This window comes from Rhizobium ruizarguesonis (assembly GCF_012349115.1).
Classification (GTDB): Bacteria; Pseudomonadota; Alphaproteobacteria; order Rhizobiales; family Rhizobiaceae; genus Rhizobium; species Rhizobium ruizarguesonis.
Genome location: NZ_PQIG01000035.1, coordinates 56783 through 75530 on the forward strand (window position 1 = coordinate 56783; position 18748 = coordinate 75530).

Sequence of the window (18748 nt, forward strand, 5' to 3'; positions counted from 1 at the left end):
GGCAAGCCTGAGTTTGGTTGCTGCGCTTCGACCTGATAGCCAGGGGATTTGTTGCTGTTGTGACAACCTCTTAGCTCTGGTGCGCGTTATTTGGCCGCCCGTTCTGGCGCAATCCGGCCGCTTTAGTTCCCCCTGAATGGCCTGGTGACATCATACTCTCATTTTTGATCTAGGAAGCGAACCGCCACACTGTCGTCTTCTTGATTTCGCTGTCCTCCAGCGCCCGCGTTACCGGCACCTCATAATCCGCGCAGAATTCCAGCCGTTCTCTCGGCAGGTAACTGCGTCCGGGGTCTCCGACCAGCACCCACTTGCCGTCGGCTGCCAGCTTCGCGAACCAGGGAACGAGCGCGCCGGCGAAAGCGCGATCGTAGAAGACGTCGCCGGCAAGCACGATATCCGCATCGACCGCCTCCCCGATCAGATCTGCGCCAATAAATCCGAGCGAAACGTGATTGGCCTCGGCATTCAGCCGGACTGCCGCCTCCGCCCAGGGATCGATATCGCTAGCCATGACCTCCCGGGCACCGGCCATCACGGCCGCAATGCCGACAAGGCCGGAACCGCTGGCGAAATCAAGCACCCGCTTGCCGCGCACCGCTTCCGGATGATCGAGAACGTAGCGCGCCAGTCCCTGGCCGCCCGCCCAAGCAAAAGCCCAGAAGGGCGGCGGCAGGCCGATCGCTTCCAGTTCCTCCTCCGTCTTCAGCCAGAGCTCATGCGCCTCGCTTGCCAGATAGAGCGAAATCTCCGGCACATGCGGCGGCGGCATCAGGCTGGTATTGGCGCGGATGAAGGCTTCTGGATCAGTCTTCAACGCGGCGGATTGTCCAGTCCGCCCATCCGGCAGACTTCGAGATATTCTTCCTCGGTGACTGGCTGCACCGACAGCCGCATCGAGGTGACGAGCGCCATCTTGGCGAGCTTCTCGCTCGCCTTGACATCCTTCAGCGTCACCGGCTTCGGCACGTCCATGACGGCGCGGATGTCGACGCAATCCCACTTCGGATCGCCCTTGGCGGAAGAATCGGGATGCGACAGGGCGCAGACTTCGACGATGCCGACGATCTCCAGCCCGTCATTGGAATGATAGAAGAACCCTTTGTCGCCGATCTGCATCGCCCGCATGTTGTTGCGCGCCAGATAATTGCGGACTCCGGTCCATTCCGTGCCCTTTTCGCCCGCAGCCTTCTGTTGCTCCCAGGACCAGGAAGCGGGTTCGGATTTATAGAGCCAGTGCGCCATGCTCACGCCTCCGGTTTGTTGAAGACCCAGTTATAGGCCTTGACGTCGACGCTTTCGAACAGTCCGGCCTTGGCATAGGGATCGGCATCGGCAAGCGCACGCGCCGCCTCTTTCGATTCCGCTTCGACGATGATCAGGCTGCCGCAGGGCTTGCCGTCATCATCGAGAAACGGGCCGGCGATCTTCAGCGTGCCCTCGGCATTCAGCTTGTTCAGATGCTCGATATGCGTCGGACGCGTATCCATGCGCACGTTCAGATGTCCCGGTTTGTCCTTGCAGAGAAGGGCGAAAAGCATGTCTGTCTCCTATTCGGTGGTGATCGGACGCGTCATCAGCTGCTCTATCGCCTCTGATATATCGAGCTTGCCGTCGATGATGGCGGAAATGGCATCGGTGATCGGCATGCTGACCTTCAACTCCGCCGCAAGCCGCGAGGCGACGGAGGCTGCAAAAGCGCCTTCCACCAGCGCACCCTGCAGGGGATCGGTCTTTTCGCCGCGCCCGAGCGCGATGCCGAAGCGCAGGTTTCGCGATTGATGGCTCGTTGCCGTCAGCACCAGATCGCCGAGGCCGGAAAGCCCGCGCACCGTGTCCGCCTGCCCGCCCTTGGCGACGACGAAACGCGACATCTCGGCAAGACCGCGCGCAATCAGCGCCGCGCGCGCGGAATCACCGATGCCACGGCCTTCGACGATGCCGCAGGCGATCGCCAGCACATTCTTCAGCGCGCCGCCAAGCTGCACGCCGATCCGGTCGTTGGAGGCGTAGAGCCGGAAGGTCCGGCCGGAAATCGCCTGCGCCAGCCGCTCCGCGGTCTCCATGTCGGCTGCCGCAATCGCCATCGCCGTCGGCAGGCCCTTGGCGATATCGGCGGCAAAACCCGGGCCGGAGAGCACGGCGACGGAATGGTCCGGCAGTTCCCGTTCCAGCATGTCGGTCAGAAGATTGCCCGTCGCCCGCTCGATGCCCTTGGCGCAGGTAACGACCACGGCATCCTTGGAAAGATAAGGTCCGTATTGCCGCACCGCATCGGCCTGCGCCTGCGATGGCATTGCAAAAAGCACGATGGAAGCGCCGGCGATCGCATCCGCCTCGGCCGAAAATTCCAGCGTATCGGGCAGGAGAATGCCGGGCAGCACCGCATCGTGCAGCCGTTCGGTCTTCAGATCGGCAATCAGTGACGGATCACGCCCGACGAGCGTCACGGCGCTGCGGCCGGCAAGCGCGATGACGGCGGCAAGCGCCGTGCCGAAAGCCCCCGATCCGACGACGGCGATGGTTTCGCTCATGCCTTGGCCCCTCGTTTTCCGAAGCCGATCAGCGTTTCCGCATTGGAATCGAGCGGCCAGCGCGAACGTGGTTGTACGTCGAGCGTATCCGGCGCGGCACCGGTCGCCATCCGTTCCAGTCCTGCCCAGGCGATCATCACGGCGTTGTCGGTGCAGAGGTGCAGCGGCGGCGCGACGAAGCGGAAACCGTTCTTGTCGCACAGCGCCTGCAGCGTGCCGCGCAGTTCGAGATTGGCGGCGACACCGCCGGCAACGACGAGCGCCGGCTTTTCGCCAGTAGCAGGGCCAGTAGCAGGGCCAGTAGCAGGGCCAGTAGCAGGGAATGTCGTCGGAAATTCCGCCTTGAACCGCTGCAGGCCACGGCCGATACGGTCCTTCAGCGTCCGCGAAACTGCCTTCTGGAACGAGGCGCAAATATCCGCCACGTCCTGATCGCTGAGCGGCGCGATATCCTGTGCCGCCTGCCGCACCGCCGTCTTCAGGCCGGAGAAGGAGAAGTCGAGCCGTGCCTCGCCGACCAGCGGCCGCGGAAAGTCGAAGCGATCGGAATTGCCGTCCCGCGCCATCCGCTCCACCGCCGGCCCGCCGGGATAAGGCAGGCCGAGCAGCTTTGCCGTCTTGTCGAAGGCTTCGCCGAGCGCATCGTCGATCGTCGTGCCCCAGCGCTCATACTGCCCGACGCCGCGCACCAGGATGAGCTGGGTATGGCCGCCGGAAACCAGCAGCATCAGATAGGGAAAGGACAGCCCGTCCGTCAACCGCGCCGTCAGCGCATGGCCTTCAAGATGGTTGATCGCATAGAGCGGCTTGCCGGCGGCTCTGGCGATCGCCTTGCCGGTCATCAACCCCACAAGCAGCCCGCCGATCAGCCCCGGCCCCGACGTGGCGGCGATGGCGTCGACATCGTTGAGCGACACGTTGGCGCGCTTCAGCGCCTCCTCGATCAGCTCGTCCAGCGCCTCGACATGGGCGCGTGCGGCGATCTCTGGCACCACGCCGCCATAGGCGCTATGCTCGTCGAGCTGGGAAAGCACCACGTCCGACAGCACGTTGGAACGCCCCTCAGCATCGCGCTCAACGACCGCGGCGGCGGTCTCATCGCAGCTCGTTTCGATGCCAAGGATGCGCAGAAAGGGAACCATGAAGCCTGTTCGTTGATTGCGATGGGATGGAAACCCGTTTACGAGAACTCCGGTAACAACGGAATAGAGCGGATGCAAACAAAACCTTTCCGGATCGGCACGCGGGGCAGCCCGCTGGCGCTTGCCCAGGCGCATGAGGCCCGCGACAGGCTGATGGCGGCGCATCATCTGCCCGAGGACATGTTCGAGATCGTCGTGCTGACGACCAAGGGCGACCGCATCACCGACCGGTCGCTGGCCGAGATCGGCGGCAAGGGCCTGTTCACCGAGGAACTTGAACAGAAGCTTACCGCCGGCGAGCTGGATTTCGCCGTGCATTCCGCCAAGGACGTGGCGACGAAGCTGCCTGAGGGGCTTTATCTCTCCGCCTACCTGCCGCGTGAAGATATCCGCGACGCCGTCATCGGCCGCACCGCGCGCAAACTGATCGACCTGCCGCATGGCGCCACCGTCGGTTCCTCATCGCTCCGCCGCCAGGCGCTGATCCGCCGCATGCGGCCTGACATCAACGTCATCACCTTCCGCGGCCTGGTCGAAACGCGCCTGCGCAAGCTCGAAGAGGGCGAGGTTGATGCGACCCTGCTGGCGCTTGCCGGCCTGAAACGCCTCGGCAAGGTCGACGTACTGACCGATATCCTCGATCCCGACACCTTCCCGCCGGCGCCGGCGCAGGGGGCGATCTGCATCGAAAGCCGCATCGGCGATGCCAGGATCGACGATCTGCTGGCGCCGGTCAACGATATCACGACCTTCGACACAGTCTCCTGCGAACGTGCCTTCCTCGCAGCACTCGACGGCTCCTGCCGCACGCCGATCGGTGGTTATGCCGTCTGCGAAGGCGACCTGATCCGGTTCTCCGGTCTCATCATCACTCCCGACGGCCGCAACCAGCATGCGGTGACGACCGACGGCCACCGCCGCGATGCGGCAGCGCTCGGCACCCGCGCCGGCCAGGACGTGCGCGCAAGAGCCGGCAGCGCCTTTTTCGACGACTGGCACTGAAGCGGCCATGCGTGTGCTCGTCACCCGCCCTGCGCATTCGGCGACGAGAACCGCACAACGTTTGCGCGATATGGGCCACGAGCCCCTGCTGCTGCCGCTGCGTCAGCCGCTGCACGACAGCGCCGCCGCCCTAGCCGCGCTTGCAACCACCAGCGGCGCTATCGCCGTGACCAGCGCCGAAGCCATCAGGGTCCTCTCCGCGCTCGGCGAAAAACTTCGTCCGCATCTCGCCCGCCCGCTTTTCGCGGTCGGCGAAACGACCGCGGAAGAAGCGCGCAGCCTCGGCTTCCGATCGGTCGCCTCATCCCAGGGCAACGGCCGCGATCTCGCCGATCTCGTCGCGACGCAGGGAGCGGACGGGTTGCTTTATCTTGCCGGCTGGCCCCGCGCCGAAACTTTCGAAGCAGGATTGCGCGAACTCGGCATCCGCTTTTCTATCGCCGAATGCTATCGCATGCAGCCGATCGTTCCCGGCCCGGCCGAGATCGAAGCGATTTTCTCAAGGTCTCGTCCTGAGGCCATTCTCTTCTATTCCCGGCAGACGGCCGAGGATTTCTTTCGTGTGCCGGAACTGCGATCAGCCGTGCCGGAACACAGCGGAATCCGCTTTCTCTGCCTTAGCGAGGCAGTGGCGGAGGCCATCCCGACGGCTCTGAAAAAAGCCGTAACGATTTCACCGATGACGGATGAGCAAAGCCTTTTGTCGCTGCTTTGAGGCTCCACCCGCCCAAATTTGATCTAACCTCTTCCCTTAACTGGCATCACTGTCTAGTTTCGTTGCAATGCAGAATAAAGAGGACCTCATGGTATCGGGAAACCCGCCACGCCATTCGAAGAGCGCCGACGAGCCGGTCACGATCGACCTCGATGCACAGGAATTCGCCTCTGCAGCCGATACCGAAAAACCGGTAGACAATGAAACTGCCGACGCCGACAGCACCGCCGCCGCCGATGCCGGCCTGCCGCCCGAAACCGAGCCTGCATCGCATGCCGAAGATGAAGAAAAGCCTGTGATGGATGCGCCGGAGGAGGAACCGGCAGCTCCAGAACCCTCCTTCACCCCTCCTCCCGAACAGCCTGCGCCGAAGAGCGCCGCCACCTCCGGTCTCATTGCCGCCGGCATCGTCGGCGGCCTCGTGGCGCTGCTTGGCGCCGGCGCTATCCAGTATGCGGGTTACCTCCCGGGCTCCGCCGTGCCGCAGACGACCTCGCCGGAGACTGCCGATCTTGCCGGTGAGATCGACGGCCTGAAACAGACCATCGCCAACCTTGCCGCCAATCCGGCGAGCGCGGATAATGGTGAGCTCGAGAAGCGCGTCGCTGCGCTGGAAACGGCTGCGAAGGCCCCCGCAGTCGCCGCACCGGCCGATTCGGGTAACGTCGAGGCACTCAACCAGAAGATTGCGGAACTGACCGGTCAGGTCGACCAGCTGCGCTCAACGCTTACCCAATCATCCGAGCAGCAGACGACGAGCGGCGCCGATATCGCCAAGCGCCTCGAAGAGGCCGAAAAGAAGCTGAACGAGCCGCGCGAGGACGTCGCCGTTGCCCGGGCGATCGCCGCTGCCGCCCTGAAGGCGGCGATCGATCGCGGTGGTCCTTTCCTGGCCGAACTCGACACCTTCGCCAGCGTCGCACCCGACGATCCGGCCGTCGCCGACCTTAGAGCCTTTGCCGAAACCGGCATTCCCTCACGCACCGAGCTGGTGCGCGAAGTTCCCGATGTCGCCACCGCGATCGTCGAAGCCGTCAACCAGCCGGACCCGAACCAAAGCTGGTCGGACCGGCTGATGTCGAGCGCCAAGTCGCTGGTGAGTGTCCGTCCCGTTGGCAATATCGAGGGCGAAAGCGTCGAAGCCATTGCCGCCCGCATGGAGGAGAAGGTGAAGAGCGGCGACCTGCCCGGCGCATCTGCCGAATGGAACAACCTGCCGGCTCTCGGCAAACAGGCCTCCGCCGCCTTCAAGCAATCGCTCGAAGCGCGCATCCGCGTCGAGGAACTGGTCGGCGGGGCGCTGTCGAAAGCGGTTTCCGGCACCGGCAAGGAAGGATAAGACCATGCTGATCCGCCTTGTCGTCTTCGCCCTCTTCGTGTTGCTTCTCGCCTATGGCTTCTCCTGGCTTGCCGATCGTCCCGGCGACCTCTCGCTGATCTGGGAGGGCCAGATCTACCAGACGACGCTGATCGTCGCCGCCAGCGCGATCATCGCTCTCATTGCCGCCGTGATGATCGCCTGGTGGTTCGTCCGTCTCGTCTGGACCTCGCCGCATTCGGTGACCCGTTATTTCCGCGCCCGCAAGCGGGATCGCGGTTATCAGGCGCTGTCGACCGGCCTGATTGCCGCCGGCGCCGGCAATGCGCTGCTCGCCCGCAAGATGGCTGCCCGCTCGCGTGGCCTCATCCGCGCCGATCAGGAACCGCTGATCAACCTGCTCGAGGCCCAGGCCGCCCTGATCGAAGGTCGCCATGACGAAGCGCGCGCCAAGTTCGAGGCCATGGCCAACGATCCCGAGACCCGCGAGCTCGGTCTGCGCGGTCTCTATCTGGAAGCCCGCCGTCTTGGGGCCAACGAGGCCGCCCGCCAATATGCCGAAAAGGCTGCCGACAACGCGCCCTATCTTCCCTGGGCCGCACAGGCGACGCTCGAATATCGCAGCCAGGCCGGCCGCTGGGACGATGCGATCCGCTTGCTCGAACAGCAGAAGGCCGCGCGCGTCGTCGAAAAGGCCGAAGCCAACCGTCTGCACGCCGTCCTCCTGACGGCGCGCGCCGGCGAGAAGCTGGAAAGCAACCCGACCGGTGCCCGCGACGACGCCCTGCAGGCGCTGAAGCTTGCCGCCGATTTCATTCCGGCAGCCCTCATTGCCGCAAAGGCGCTGTTTCGCGAAGGCGGCGTGCGCAAGGCCGCCTCGATCCTCGAACAGGCATGGAAATCGGCACCTCATCCCGAGATCGGCCAAGCCTATGTCAGGGCCCGCAGCGGCGATTCCACGCTCGACCGGCTGAAGCGCGCCGAGCGGCTGGAAGGGCAGCGCCCGAACAATGTCGAATCCCTTCTTGTCGTCGCCCAGGCAGCCCTCGACGCGCAGGAATTCGCCAAGGCGCGCGCCAAAGCGGAAGCGGCGGCCCGCATGCAGCCGCGTGAAGCCGCCTACCTGCTGCTGGCCGACATCGAAGAAGCCGAGACCGGCGACCAGGGCCGCGTGCGCCATTGGCTGGCCCAGGCGCTCAAGGCGCCGCGCGATCCGGCCTGGGTGGCAGACGGCTTCGTGTCGGACAAATGGCTGCCGGTATCGCCCGTGACCGGCCGTCTCGACGCCTTCGAATGGAAGGCGCCCTTCGGCCAGATCGAGGGTCCGCTCGAAGACGGTTCGGCGCCGGCCTCGATCGAAACGGCTTTGAAGACATTGCCGCCGCTGCGTGACGTCAGGCCGGAAAGCCCCGTCAACGACCATCGCATCATCGAGCTGGAACGCGCCGCGACGATTGCCGAGGCTGTGCGCCCCACGCCGGCACCGGCACCGGCACCGACATCGTCAAAACCGAAACCCGTCGAACCGGCCGCGGGCGATAAAGCGCCCGCGCCGAGCGAGGCGAAACCTTTCTTTGGCGGACTGCCGGATGATCCCGGCGTTCGCGATCCCAGGGTGGAACCGGAACCCAAGACACGGCTCCGCCTTTTCTGAAATGGAACGCAAACCGCATGTTCGAACGCTTTCAGGCATTCTTCCAAAATCTCACCGCCGACCACCCGAAGAAAGGTTTTGCCCCTGATGATCCGCGCATCGCAGTGGCAGCGCTCTGCATGCAGGTCATGGAGGCCGACGGTCAGATCAAAGCCAGCGAGAAGAAGCGGCTGCGCAAGCTCCTGAAGGAGCAGTATGCACTCGACGGCAAACAGCTCGATGCTCTGATAGCAGCCGGCCTTGAGGCCGAAAGCTCCGCCGTCGACTATTATCGCTTCACCGCCGACCTGAAACGTCATCTCAATACCGAGCAACGGCTGGAGCTGATCGGCGTCCTCTGGGACATCGTCTATGCCGATGGCGAACGCAGCGAGATGGAAGACCATGTGATCTGGCGTATCGCCGATCTGCTCGGCGTCTCCTCGCGCGAGCGCATCCAGAAGCGGCAGGAGGCCGCCGCCAGGGTGACAGACGTCCAGGTTGCGCAAGATGATACCGACTGAGCAAAACCCGAACCGCGACGGGCGCCCGATCCTCATCGTCCTGCATCAGGAACGGTCGAGCCCCGGCCGTGTCGGCCAATTGCTCGTCGAAAAGGGCTACCGCCTCGATATCCGTCGACCGGTTCTGGGTCAGTCGCTTCCGACAACGCTTAAAGACCATGCCGGCGCCGTCGTCTTCGGCGGGCCGATGAGTGCCAACGATCCCGATGACTTCGTCAAGAAGGAGATCGACTGGATCAACGTTCCGCTCCGGGAAAAGCGCCCCTACCTCGGTATCTGCCTCGGCGCGCAGATGCTGGTGCATCATCTCGGTGGCAAGGTGCAGCCGAATGCCGACGGATCTACGGAGATCGGCTGGTATCCGCTGCACCCGACCGAGAAGGGCCGCCTGCTGATGCACTGGCCGAGGATGGTCTATCATTTCCACCGCGAGGGCTTCGAGCTGCCGCGCGGCGCCGACCTGCTGGCCGAAGGCGATGCCTATCCGAACCAGGCCTTCCGCTACGACGACAACGCCTGGGGGCTGCAGTTCCATGCCGAACTGACCCGGGTGATGATGCATCGCTGGGTCGTGCATGGCGCCCATCGCTTCATCTTGCCGAACGCCCAGCAGGGCCGCGAACATCTCGAAGGCCGCATGCTGTTCGATGCGCCGCTGAGAGCCTGGCTCACCGAATTCCTCGACATCGTCTTCGAGGGAAAGACGGCGAAGGCGGCGTCCTCTATCGCTCTTCGCGCATAATCGGTTTCTAAATCGATTCCGACGATACAGTGGGCGCGTCCAGCGTATCGATCCCGCGCAGTTTGGGGAAACTCGACGCCCAGATCGCCGCCACGACAAGCGTTCCGATCCCGCCGATGACGACCGCCGGCACCGCGCCGAAGAGCGCCGCCATCGTGCCCGCCCTGAATTCCCCGAGCTCGTTCGAAGCGCCGACGAAGACCATGTTGACCGCATTGACACGGCCGCGCAGCTGGTCCGGCGTCCAGAGCGCAATCAGGCTCTCGCGGACATAGACCGACACCATGTCGGCCGCCCCCATCAGCGCCAGCGCCGCGATCGAGACCTCGGTATTGGTCGAGACGCCGAAGATGATCGTTCCGACGCCGAACAGGGCGACGCCGATGAACATGTAGATGCCGGCGCGATGTTTGAGCGGATAGGCGGCAAGGAAAATCGCCATGACGATGGCGCCAAGTCCCGGTGCGGCGCGCAGCAGTCCGAGGCCCCAGGGGCCGAGGGTGAGGATGTCACGTGCGAAGATCGGCATCAGCGCCGTCGCGCCGCCGAGCAGCACGGCAAAGAGGTCGAGGGAGATCGCTCCGAGCACCACCTTTTCGGCGCGGATGAAACTGAAGCCGCCGAGGATCATCGCCCAGCTCTTGGTTTCGCCCGTCGTCTTCTGCACCGGTTTCGGGATCATGTAGAGAAGGGCCGCACCGAGCACGGAAAAGATCACCGCCACCGTATAGGCGGTCGTCGCGCTGACGCCGTAGAGCAGACCGCCAAGCACCGGGCCGGTGATTGCCGCAAGCTGCCAGGACGACGAATTCCAGGCGATGGCATTGGAAAGATCCTGCTCCGGCACGAGATTGGGTGCCAGCGACTGCACCGCCGGCGACATGAAGGCGCGTTCGATGCCGAAGATCAAAAGCACCGCGAAAACAGGCAAGGGCGTGAAGGTCCCCATGACAGTCATGACCAGCAGCGCCAGCGTGCAGAGTGCGCTCACCAGCGAGCAGAGTGCGGCAATCGCCCGGCGATTGTACCGGTCGGCCACCGAACCGGTGACCAGGATGAGCAGCAGCGACGGCAGGAACTGCACGAGACCGATCAAACCGAGATAGATCGCGCTGCCCGTCTGGTCGTACATCTGCCAGCCGACGGCGACGCTGACGATCTGCTGCGAGAAGGAAAGCAGGAAGCGCGCGAAGAAGAAACGCGTGTAGGACGAATGCCGGAACGCGGCAAAACGGTCTCCGGTGGGCGAAAACGACATGGAGGTTTTCCGAGGAGACGGGCGCCGGAATAGCTGCAAAGCCGCCCCATGATTCACCGCGCGTTTCCACACGGCACTTGCCCGTTTAGTCGCCAATGTCTACATGTCTGTCAACAACGAATTGGAGACGATGATGTTTGCGCTGTTTCAAACCATTGATTTGGCTTTGAATATTTACACCTGGATCCTGATTGCCAGTGCCGTTTTTTCCTGGCTCTATGCCTTCAATGTTATCAATTCCAGCAATCAGTTCGTCAATTCGGTCGGCACATTCCTCTATAATGTCACCGAACCGGTGCTGAAGCCGATCCGTCGCCTGCTGCCGAACCTTGGCGGCATCGACATTTCGCCGATCATCCTGCTGCTGATCATCTTCTTCCTGCGCACCCTGCTCTGGACCACGCTGTACCCGCTGGTCGCTTGAGCCGTCCCTGGAGCCTTTTCGATGACCATCTGCGCCTCGCCGTCCGGCTGACGCCGAATGGCGGGCGTGACGCGATCGATGGCATTGAGGCCGACGGCGAGGGTGAAGCGTTGCTGAAGGCACGCGTCACCGCCGTGCCCGAAAAAGGCAAGGCCAACAAGGCACTCATCCTTTTGATCGCAAAATCCCTGCGCATTCCCAAATCCAGCATCAGTCTCGTCTCGGGTGAGACCGCGCGCAAAAAAATCCTCCGAATCGACGGCGATCCGGAGGATTTGGTAAAAAAGCTCGAGATATTTTTAGGCTGAACAATCAGCCTTTCTTCTTGGCGCGCTCGACGGCTTCGAGGATGAGTTCGCCGGCTTCCTTGGAGTCGCCCCAGCCGAAGATCTTCACCCACTTGCCGGGCTCCAGATCCTTGTAGTGCTCGAAGAAGTGCTCGATCTGCTTCAGGGTGATCTCGGGAAGATCGGTGTAGTCCTTCACCTTCTCATAGCGCAGCGTCAGCTTCGGCGACGGCACGGCGATGATCTTCTCGTCCTTGCCGGAATTGTCTTCCATCTTCAGGACGCCGATCGGACGCACATTGATGACGCAGCCGGGAACCAGCGGGCGGGTGCTGGCGATCAGTACGTCGATCGGGTCGCCGTCTTCCGACAGTGTGTGCGGCACGAAACCATAATTGCCCGGATAGGTCATCGGCGTATAGAGGAAACGATCGACCACCAGCGTGCCGGCTTCCTTGTCCATCTCATACTTGATGGGATGGCCGCCGACCGGAACCTCGACGATAACGTTGACGTCCTCAGGTGGATTGTTACCGATTGAAATGGCGTCGATGCGCATAAGAAACTCCCGCGAGGTTGAATTTGCTGGCAGCCAGATAATCAGTTTCATGTGGCAACGCAACATGGCAGAGCGTCAATGCTTAACTGCACCGGCGCACATTCACATCAAAAGTTTCTAATAGGAGATAGTCGTACGCTGACTCCAGCGCCGCGCATTTTTTCAGACGCGCAAAAGACTCTGCAGCATTTTGAAGTGCATAATTTAGGGAATGATGCAGCAGGCCGCTCAGCTCCAGATGAAGCCGATCTTCTTCAATTGCCTGTGGTCGAAACTTTCCATGCCTTCGCAGAAATCGACGCCGCCATGATTGCGGTAGAAGTCACTGGCGTTCTCGTTTTCCTCGAGGCACCAGACAACCAGCCCGTTGCAGCCGAGCGACTTCAAGAGCCGGCGCGCCTCGCCGAACAGCATCCTGCCGAGGCCGATGCCCTGATACTCAGGCCGAAGATAAAGCTCGTAAATCTCGCCTTCCTGCGGCAGAGCGCGGGCGCGATTGAGGCCGAGTGTCGCGTAGCCGGCAACTGTTCCGGCAACATCGAGAACCAGCAGCGTTGCCGGTCCGCGCGTCGCCTTGCGCCACCAGCTTTCGCCGCGCCGCTCGATCATCTGCGTCAGCGCGCGATGCGGAATGATGCCGGCGTAGGTGTGTTGCCAGGCAAGCCTGTGTGTTTCCGATATGGCTCGGGCATCTTGCGGCTCGGCCCGCCGGACATCGATCGACAACGTCTTCATAACGTTTACTCTGGTCCCGCCGAGGGCAATTAACCATATGCACAGGGGCATTGTGATCGATTGCCCACAGACTTGATATGTGGACGACAATCAAAAGTTAACGCTTTTTTAACGATTGTCACAAGATGGAATCGACGCGGCGCACAATAAAAAACCCCGGCGCGAAGGCCGGGGTTTCTAAGGTTTTCTGAAAGATTGCGACGCGCTCTAGGCTCTCAGAGGGCGGCCTTCGACTTTTCGAAACGCTTGCGATCGTTTGCGTCGAGATACATCTTGCGCAGACGAATATTCTTCGGTGTCACTTCCATCAACTCGTCATCCTGGATCCAGGAGAGAGCGCGATCAAGCGTCATGCGGATCGGCGGCGTCAGCTTCACCGCTTCGTCCTTGCCGGCGGCGCGGATGTTGGTGAGCTGCTTGCCCTTCAGGACGTTGACTTCAAGATCGTTGTCACGCGAATGGATGCCGATGATCATGCCGGCATAGACCTTTTCGCCCGGCTCGATGATCATCGGGCCGCGATCTTCCAGGTTGAACATCGCATAGGCGACGGCTTCGCCGGGAGCGTTGGCGAGCAGCACGCCGTTGACGCGGCCACCGATCACACCCTTGTAGGGCTGGTAGTCGTGGAACAGGCGGTTCATGATCGCCGTGCCGCGCGTATCCGTCAGCAGCTCCGACTGGTAGCCGATCAGGCCACGGGTCGGTGCGTAGAAACGCAGGCGAAGACGGTTGCCGCCCGACGGACGCAGCTCGACCATTTCGGCCTTGCGCTCGGACATCTTCTGCACGACGACACCGGAATGTTCTTCGTCGACGTCGATGACGACCTCTTCGACCGGCTCCAGAAGCTGGCCGCTTTCGTCCTTGTGCATCACGACGCGCGGACGCGACACGGCAAGCTCGAAGCCTTCGCGACGCATGGTCTCGATGAGAACGGCGAGCTGAAGTTCGCCACGGCCGGACACGTAGAACGAATCCTTGCCTTCGGCTTCTTCGATCTTCAGGGCGACGTTGCCTTCCGCTTCCTTGAAGAGACGGTCGCGGATGACGCGGCTCGTCACCTTGTCGCCTTCGGTGCCGGCCAGCGGGCTGTCGTTGACGATGAAGGACATGGTGACAGTCGGCGGATCGATCGGCTGCGCCTGCAGCGGCTCGGTGATCGAGGGATCGCAGAAGGTGTCGGCGACCGTGCCCTTGGAAAGGCCGGCGATCGCGACAATATCGCCCTGATGCGCTTCTTCGATCGCCGTGCGCTCGATGCCGCGGAAGGCGAGGATCTTGGAAATACGGCCGGTTTCGATCGTCTTGCCGTCGGCGTGGAGAACCTTCACTGCCTGGTTCGGCTTGATGGAACCGGAATTGATACGACCGGTGATGATGCGACCGAGGAAGGGGTTGGCTTCGAGGATCGTGCCGATCATCGTGAACGGACCTTCGTGGACGGTCGGCTCCGGAACATGCTTGAGCACCAGGTCGAGAAGCGGCGTAAGACCCTGATCCTTCGGACCTTCCGGATTGACGTTCATCCAGCCGTCGCGGCCGGAACCGTAGAGGATCGGGAAGTCGAGCTGCTCGTCGGTCGCGTCGAGGTTCGCAAAGAGGTCGAAGACTTCGTTGATGACTTCTTCGTGGCGGCCATCCGGACGGTCGATCTTGTTGATCGCGACAATCGGACGAAGACCGACCTTCAAGGCCTTGGAGACAACGAACTTCGTCTGCGGCATCGGGCCTTCAGAGGAGTCGACGAGAACGATCGCGCCATCCACCATCGAGAGAATGCGCTCGACCTCACCGCCGAAGTCGGCGTGGCCGGGGGTGTCGACGATGTTGATGCGGACACCCTTCCATTCCACCGAGGTCGCCTTGGCGAGAATGGTGATGCCGCGTTCCTTTTCGAGATCGTTCGAGTCCATCACGCGTTCAGCGACACGCTGATTTTCGCGGAACGAGCCGGACTGCTTGAGAAGCTCATCCACCAGGGTCGTTTTGCCATGGTCAACGTGCGCGATGATCGCGATATTGCGAAGTGACATATGTGAAATCTCTGAGGCTGGGGCGCACGCTCTAGAGGACGCGCCTATTAGTTTGGGGCGTCCATACAGTTTTTTTTGCGTTTGCGAAAGGGGGGAACGCGCAAAAGCTGCGGCAAGGCTGTCGCCCCGCCGCATCATGGCATGTCATCAAATTGTCTTAGGCGTCGCTGCCTGTCAATTCCTCGAAGGTCGAAAGTCCCTTTTTGACAAGCATTGCATCCGGGCTCGGCAGCTTGCCGCGGAAGGCCTTGTAGGCGTCCTCCGGATCGACCGAGCCGCCGACCGAATAGATATTCTCCTTGAGCTTACGCGCCATCTCGCCGTTGAAGGCGTCTCCCGTCTCCTCGAAGGCGGCAAAGGCGTCGGCGTCGAGCACCTCCGACCACATGTAGGAGTAATAGCCGGCCGAATAGCCGCCGGAAAAGATGTGCTGGAAGTGCGGCGTCGCATGGCGCATGACGATCGACTTCGGCATGCCGATCTCGGCCAGTACCTCGGCCTGCACCGCCATCGGGTCCTCGACGGCCGTTCTCGTGTGAAACGCCATGTCGACCAGCGCCGACGAGGTGAACTCGACGGTATTGAAGCCGGCATTGAAGGTCCGGGCGGCAAGCACCTTCTCGAGCAGGGCCTGCGGCATCGGCTCGCCGGTTTCGACATGCACGGCGTAACGCTTCAGGATAGCGGGCACCGTCAACCAGTGCTCATAGAGCTGCGACGGCAGTTCGACGAAATCGCGAGAGACGCCGGTGCCCGCAACCGAGGGATAGGTGACGTTCGAAAGCATGCCGTGCAGCGCATGGCCGAATTCGTGGAACAGCGTACGGGCATCGTCGAGCGACAGCAGCGCCGGCTTGCCTTCCGCCGGCTTGGCGAAGTTGCAGACATTATAGATGATCGGCAATTCGCCATGGCGGCCGTTCTTCAGCTCCAGCCGGTGCTGCGATTGCAGCGAGCTCATCCAGGCGCCTGATCGTTTCGAGCTGCGGGCAAAATAATCGCCGAGGAACAGGGCGACGAGCTTGTCTTCGCGGTCCCTGATTTCGAACGCCCTAACGTCAGGGTGATAGGCGGCCACGCCCTTCTTCTCGACGGCCCGGATGCCGAACAGCCGTCCGGCGACGTCGAAGCAGGCTTCGATAATCTTCTCGAGCTGCAGGTAGGGCTTGAGCTCGGCCTCGGAGAAATCGAACTTCCGCGCCCGGATCTTTTCGGCATAGTGGCGCCAGTCCCAGGGCATGACCTCGTGGTTCCGGCCCTCCTCGGCGATCAGCGCCGCAATATCGGCCTCCTCCTCGCCGGCGCGTTTCACCGCCCGCGCCCAGACGGCCCTCAGCAGGCCGTTTACGGCTTCCGCCGTCTTCGCCATCGTATTGTCGAGCTTCAGCTCGGCGAAATTGCCGTAGCCAAGCAGCGTCGCCACCTGATGGCGCAGCGCCAGCGTTTCCCTGATGACAGCGCGATTGTCCGTCTCACCATCATTTTCACCGCGCGCCACCCACGCCTTGAAAGCCTGCTCGCGCAGATCGCGGCGCTCCGAGAATGTGAGGAACGGCTCGATGATCGAGCGTGACAGCGTCACCGCATATTTGCCCTCCTCGCCGCGTTCGCGCGCTGCCCCCGCCATCGCGTCACGAAGGAATTCCGGCAGGCCCTCGAGCTCGGCGTTGTCCGAAAGGACCAATGCCCAGGCTTTCTCGTCGGCCAGCACGTTCTGGCCGAATTGCGTCCCGAGGCCGGCAAGCTTTTCATTGATCGCGGCGAGTTTTTCCTGCTCGGCCTTTTCAAGCTTGGCGCCCGATTTGACGAAGCCTTTCCAGTGGCGTTCCAGCACCCGTGTCTGTTCGAGCGTCAGGCCCAGGCTGTCGCGGCTCTCCCAGAGCGTGTCGATGCGGGCAAAAAGCGCGGCATTCATCCCGATCTTCGAATAGTGGCGCGACATCTTCGGCGAGATCTCCCGCTCCAGCGCCTGGATCACATCATTGGTATGGGCGCCCGCCTTGTTCCAGAACAGCGCCGAAACGCGCGACAGTGCATCGCCGGCAATCTCCAGCGCCACGACCGTATTCTCGAATGTCGGCGCATCGTCGTTTCCGGCAATCTCATCGATCTCCCTTTCATGCCCGGCAAGCGCGGCTTCGAAAGCGGCGGCAAAATCACCGTCATCAAGGGCATCGAAACGCGGCAGGCCGTGAAGACCGTCCCAGGTCACCAGCGCCGGATTGAAATCATGTGGAGAAGGCATCGGAGAATTCCTTTTGGCATGCAGATGGATCGTCAATATAGGAGGGCTGTCGTAGAATTGGTATGTTGACGGTAAGGACCTTTTGCCTCGCCTGCCGAATTTTGCGGGCGCCAGCCAAATCTGGTGGACAACAATTGATACGTGAAAATTAACCAATCGTTAACGATTGACGCGAATCACGCGCAGGCGCTAGTTTTCCGATGTTCTTCTTGTAAGGGGACATGCGCCATGGAAATTTTTTCTGTGCGGTCTTCTCAGAGTTTGCTTTTTAAAAACAATCCTAATAACGCAAAAAGTTCGAAGACCTCTGATATTGAAATCGAGACCAGAGCTGTCGCCCCGGCCTCGTTCCAGATCGAAGACGAAGTTGGCGAAGGCCCGGATTTCACCGCGGTCAGCCCTGGAGAGCTGCGCAATTACGCACGCCAGAGTTTCGATAGCGGCCTGATCGATCAGAATACCTACGCCGCGATCTCCGAACCGCTGCCGATGCATGCGATCGATCCGCTCGGCAACATCGTCGATCTCTCCAGCGTCACCGACGGCACCAGCTTCAATTTTTTCGATTATTACAAGAACCAGCTGCAGGTCGCCATGTCGATCGGCGATGCTGACGAGGTCCAGACGCTAAAATCGATCGTCAATTTCCTGGATGGCTGATCTCATGCATGACGCCCAAAAGTGCGCAGCGGTTTTGGGATAGCGACATGCATAACGACAAAGACAACCGCGTCGCATGATTCAAGTTTGGCGCGACGCGCTTTAATCAGGCCTTGCGCCAGCCGAGCAGGCCGGGTGTTGCGTGCCAGAGCGCCTGGGCGGCAAATCCCATGAAAAGCACGCCGGAGCAGCGCACGATCAGCCGCTCATGGGCGCGATAGAAGCGCCGCACAGTACCGGCGCCGATGATGCCGATCAGGATGATGTCGGCAGTCACGAAGCCGACGAAGGACACGCCGAGCAGCACCGGCAACGCCTCGAAATCGAGCGCGCCGGCCGAGCCGGCAACCAGTGCTGTGAAGGTGGCGAGCGCCACCGGATAACCCTTCGGATTGGTGACGCCGAAGATCAGACCGCGGCGAAACGGCCGCTCGACCACGACAAGCGCCTGCCCTTCCGCCTTCGGCTTGGCATTGACGGCGCTCCAGCCGATCCAGGCGAGGTAGAGACCGCAGGCAAGGCCGAGCAGATCGAAGACGAAGGTTCCGATCGTCTTTGCGCCGACGATCGCGATCAGCGCCAACGACGACCAGATGAGATCCCCGACCAGATGCCCCATCATGAAGAAGGCGCCGGCCTTGCGCCCCTGCCCGGCGCCGATGCCGAGCAGCTGCAGGAAGGCGGGTCCCGGAATGAGCACGTAGAAGAGCGCCGCCAGAAAGGCGCCGAAGAGCAAAGACTGCGTCATGGAAATGCTCCGGAGGATGATTGCAGCAGACTAAGCGATCCCGGGTGTTCGTCAAGGGTAGTGTACTGCCATGAAGAGTGGGATCAGGTAGCAAACGCTACCGGAGGCGGCTTTCGGCTCGAGGCGGACATCTGTTCGTTGTTGAAGGATGCGGCTGCTTTGCGCCCTCTTATCGGTCGTAGAGCC

20 protein-coding genes are annotated in these 18748 nt (G+C 62.0%); 9 read left to right on the plus strand and 11 right to left on the minus strand.

Going from position 1 to position 18748, the window contains the following annotated elements; translation table 11 throughout:
- Window positions 1–169: 169 nt before the first annotated feature.
- From C3Y91_RS04660 to tsaD, 5 genes are read right to left on the minus strand one after another with little or no spacing between them, the layout of a single operon-like run.
- Window positions 170–817 (minus strand): class I SAM-dependent methyltransferase, encoded by a 648-nt coding sequence (locus tag C3Y91_RS04660; RefSeq protein ID WP_130665225.1) that lies wholly within the window; start codon window positions 815–817, stop codon window positions 170–172.
- Window positions 814–1245, minus strand: a complete 432-nt coding sequence (locus C3Y91_RS04665; protein ID WP_003543603.1) for an EVE domain-containing protein — start codon at window positions 1243–1245, stop codon at window positions 814–816. The genes C3Y91_RS04660 and C3Y91_RS04665 overlap by 4 nt, the downstream gene beginning before the upstream one ends.
- Before the next feature lie 2 nt (window positions 1246–1247).
- Entirely contained in the window at window positions 1248–1541 is a 294-nt protein-coding gene (locus C3Y91_RS04670; RefSeq protein ID WP_003543605.1) for a YciI-like protein, read from the minus strand.
- Between the two features lie 9 nt (window positions 1542–1550).
- Window positions 1551–2534: an NAD(P)H-dependent glycerol-3-phosphate dehydrogenase gene (locus tag C3Y91_RS04675; protein WP_075224998.1), complete on the minus strand. Its 984-nt coding sequence runs from the start codon at window positions 2532–2534 to the stop codon at window positions 1551–1553.
- Window positions 2531–3676, minus strand: a complete 1146-nt coding sequence (gene tsaD, locus C3Y91_RS04680; protein WP_131588999.1) for a tRNA (adenosine(37)-N6)-threonylcarbamoyltransferase complex transferase subunit TsaD — start codon at window positions 3674–3676, stop codon at window positions 2531–2533. Before tsaD ends, C3Y91_RS04675 begins: the two co-directional genes overlap by 4 nt.
- A gap of 72 nt (window positions 3677–3748) precedes the next feature.
- On the opposite strand from tsaD, the gene hemC reads away from it, so the two are divergent.
- From hemC to C3Y91_RS04710, 6 genes are all read left to right on the plus strand, one after another.
- On the plus strand, window positions 3749–4678 hold the full coding sequence (hemC, locus tag C3Y91_RS04685) for a hydroxymethylbilane synthase (RefSeq protein ID WP_130682560.1): 930 nt from the start codon (window positions 3749–3751) through the stop codon (window positions 4676–4678).
- 7 nt (window positions 4679–4685) lie between these two features.
- Window positions 4686–5393 (plus strand): uroporphyrinogen-III synthase, encoded by a 708-nt coding sequence (locus tag C3Y91_RS04690; protein WP_075224995.1) that lies wholly within the window; start codon window positions 4686–4688, stop codon window positions 5391–5393.
- Between the two features lie 67 nt (window positions 5394–5460).
- Window positions 5461–6732, plus strand: a complete 1272-nt coding sequence (locus C3Y91_RS04695; protein ID WP_174826944.1) for a COG4223 family protein — start codon at window positions 5461–5463, stop codon at window positions 6730–6732.
- Window positions 6733–6736: 4 nt separating this feature from the next.
- Window positions 6737–8365 (plus strand): heme biosynthesis protein HemY, encoded by a 1629-nt coding sequence (locus C3Y91_RS04700; RefSeq protein ID WP_168575088.1) that lies wholly within the window; start codon window positions 6737–6739, stop codon window positions 8363–8365.
- 17 nt (window positions 8366–8382) lie between these two features.
- On the plus strand, window positions 8383–8868 hold the full coding sequence (locus tag C3Y91_RS04705) for a tellurite resistance TerB family protein (protein WP_012759325.1): 486 nt from the start codon (window positions 8383–8385) through the stop codon (window positions 8866–8868).
- Window positions 8846–9610: a glutamine amidotransferase gene (locus tag C3Y91_RS04710; RefSeq protein WP_174826945.1), complete on the plus strand. Its 765-nt coding sequence runs from the start codon at window positions 8846–8848 to the stop codon at window positions 9608–9610. Before C3Y91_RS04705 ends, C3Y91_RS04710 begins: the two co-directional genes overlap by 23 nt.
- Before the next feature lie 7 nt (window positions 9611–9617).
- On the opposite strand, the gene C3Y91_RS04715 is transcribed toward C3Y91_RS04710, so the two are convergent.
- Window positions 9618–10868: an MFS transporter gene (locus C3Y91_RS04715; RefSeq protein WP_168575090.1), complete on the minus strand. Its 1251-nt coding sequence runs from the start codon at window positions 10866–10868 to the stop codon at window positions 9618–9620.
- A 133-nt stretch (window positions 10869–11001) separates the two neighbouring features.
- Here C3Y91_RS04715 and C3Y91_RS04720 point away from each other — a divergent pair, with 133 nt between their 5' ends.
- Window positions 11002–11292 (plus strand): YggT family protein, encoded by a 291-nt coding sequence (locus tag C3Y91_RS04720; RefSeq protein WP_246780175.1) that lies wholly within the window; start codon window positions 11002–11004, stop codon window positions 11290–11292.
- Window positions 11289–11600: a DUF167 domain-containing protein gene (locus C3Y91_RS04725; RefSeq protein ID WP_130809530.1), complete on the plus strand. Its 312-nt coding sequence runs from the start codon at window positions 11289–11291 to the stop codon at window positions 11598–11600. Before C3Y91_RS04720 ends, C3Y91_RS04725 begins: the two co-directional genes overlap by 4 nt.
- A 4-nt stretch (window positions 11601–11604) precedes the next feature.
- On the opposite strand, the gene ppa is transcribed toward C3Y91_RS04725, so the two are convergent.
- The 4 genes from ppa to C3Y91_RS04745 all read right to left on the minus strand — a co-directional run bounded on the left by ppa (window position 11605) and on the right by C3Y91_RS04745 (window position 17154).
- Window positions 11605–12138, minus strand: coding sequence for an inorganic diphosphatase (gene ppa, locus C3Y91_RS04730; protein ID WP_011653868.1), 534 nt, complete (start codon window positions 12136–12138; stop codon window positions 11605–11607).
- Window positions 12139–12366: 228 nt separating this feature from the next.
- A complete protein-coding gene (locus C3Y91_RS04735; RefSeq protein WP_018243937.1) occupies window positions 12367–12873 on the minus strand; it encodes a GNAT family N-acetyltransferase in 507 nt (168 codons plus the stop codon).
- A 215-nt stretch (window positions 12874–13088) separates the two neighbouring features.
- The gene (typA, locus tag C3Y91_RS04740) at window positions 13089–14909 is read right to left on the minus strand and encodes a translational GTPase TypA (RefSeq protein ID WP_168575092.1); all 1821 of its coding nucleotides are present in this window, start codon (window positions 14907–14909) and stop codon (window positions 13089–13091) included.
- A gap of 157 nt (window positions 14910–15066) precedes the next feature.
- Window positions 15067–17154 carry a M3 family metallopeptidase gene (locus tag C3Y91_RS04745; RefSeq protein WP_168575093.1) on the minus strand — a complete coding sequence of 696 codons (2088 nt, stop codon included), beginning with the start codon at window positions 17152–17154 and terminating at the stop codon, window positions 15067–15069.
- Between the two features lie 228 nt (window positions 17155–17382).
- On the opposite strand from C3Y91_RS04745, the gene C3Y91_RS04750 reads away from it, so the two are divergent.
- On the plus strand, window positions 17383–17814 hold the full coding sequence (locus tag C3Y91_RS04750) for a hypothetical protein (protein ID WP_168575094.1): 432 nt from the start codon (window positions 17383–17385) through the stop codon (window positions 17812–17814).
- Between the two features lie 106 nt (window positions 17815–17920).
- Here C3Y91_RS04750 and C3Y91_RS04755 read toward each other — a convergent pair whose 3' ends face one another.
- A complete protein-coding gene (locus C3Y91_RS04755) occupies window positions 17921–18562 on the minus strand; it encodes a LysE family translocator (RefSeq protein ID WP_075224987.1) in 642 nt (213 codons plus the stop codon).
- Between the last annotated feature and the right edge of the window lie 186 nt (window positions 18563–18748).

Bases quoted from the DNA above. Each gene is read 5' to 3' on its own strand.
- C3Y91_RS04675 (WP_075224998.1), bottom strand. From the start codon at position 2,534: ATGAGCGAAACCATCGCCGTCGTCGGATCGGGGGCTTTCGGCACGGCG.
- tsaD (WP_131588999.1), bottom strand. From the start codon at position 3,676: ATGGTTCCCTTTCTGCGCATCCTTGGCATCGAAACGAGCTGCGATGAG.
- C3Y91_RS04750 (WP_168575094.1), top strand. From the start codon at position 17,383: ATGGAAATTTTTTCTGTGCGGTCTTCTCAGAGTTTGCTTTTTAAAAAC.
- C3Y91_RS04755 (WP_075224987.1), bottom strand. From the start codon at position 18,562: ATGACGCAGTCTTTGCTCTTCGGCGCCTTTCTGGCGGCGCTCTTCTAC.
- C3Y91_RS04715 (WP_168575090.1), bottom strand. From the start codon at position 10,868: ATGTCGTTTTCGCCCACCGGAGACCGTTTTGCCGCGTTCCGGCATTCG.
- C3Y91_RS04695 (WP_174826944.1), top strand. From the start codon at position 5,461: ATGCAGAATAAAGAGGACCTCATGGTATCGGGAAACCCGCCACGCCAT.
- C3Y91_RS04690 (WP_075224995.1), top strand. From the start codon at position 4,686: ATGCGTGTGCTCGTCACCCGCCCTGCGCATTCGGCGACGAGAACCGCA.
- ppa (WP_011653868.1), bottom strand. From the start codon at position 12,138: ATGCGCATCGACGCCATTTCAATCGGTAACAATCCACCTGAGGACGTC.
- C3Y91_RS04665 (WP_003543603.1), bottom strand. From the start codon at position 1,245: ATGGCGCACTGGCTCTATAAATCCGAACCCGCTTCCTGGTCCTGGGAG.
- C3Y91_RS04670 (WP_003543605.1), bottom strand. From the start codon at position 1,541: ATGCTTTTCGCCCTTCTCTGCAAGGACAAACCGGGACATCTGAACGTG.
- C3Y91_RS04720 (WP_246780175.1), top strand. From the start codon at position 11,002: ATGTTTGCGCTGTTTCAAACCATTGATTTGGCTTTGAATATTTACACC.
- C3Y91_RS04700 (WP_168575088.1), top strand. From the start codon at position 6,737: ATGCTGATCCGCCTTGTCGTCTTCGCCCTCTTCGTGTTGCTTCTCGCC.
- C3Y91_RS04735 (WP_018243937.1), bottom strand. From the start codon at position 12,873: ATGAAGACGTTGTCGATCGATGTCCGGCGGGCCGAGCCGCAAGATGCC.
- typA (WP_168575092.1), bottom strand. From the start codon at position 14,909: ATGTCACTTCGCAATATCGCGATCATCGCGCACGTTGACCATGGCAAA.
- C3Y91_RS04705 (WP_012759325.1), top strand. From the start codon at position 8,383: ATGTTCGAACGCTTTCAGGCATTCTTCCAAAATCTCACCGCCGACCAC.
- C3Y91_RS04745 (WP_168575093.1), bottom strand. From the start codon at position 17,154: ATGCCTTCTCCACATGATTTCAATCCGGCGCTGGTGACCTGGGACGGT.
- hemC (WP_130682560.1), top strand. From the start codon at position 3,749: ATGCAAACAAAACCTTTCCGGATCGGCACGCGGGGCAGCCCGCTGGCG.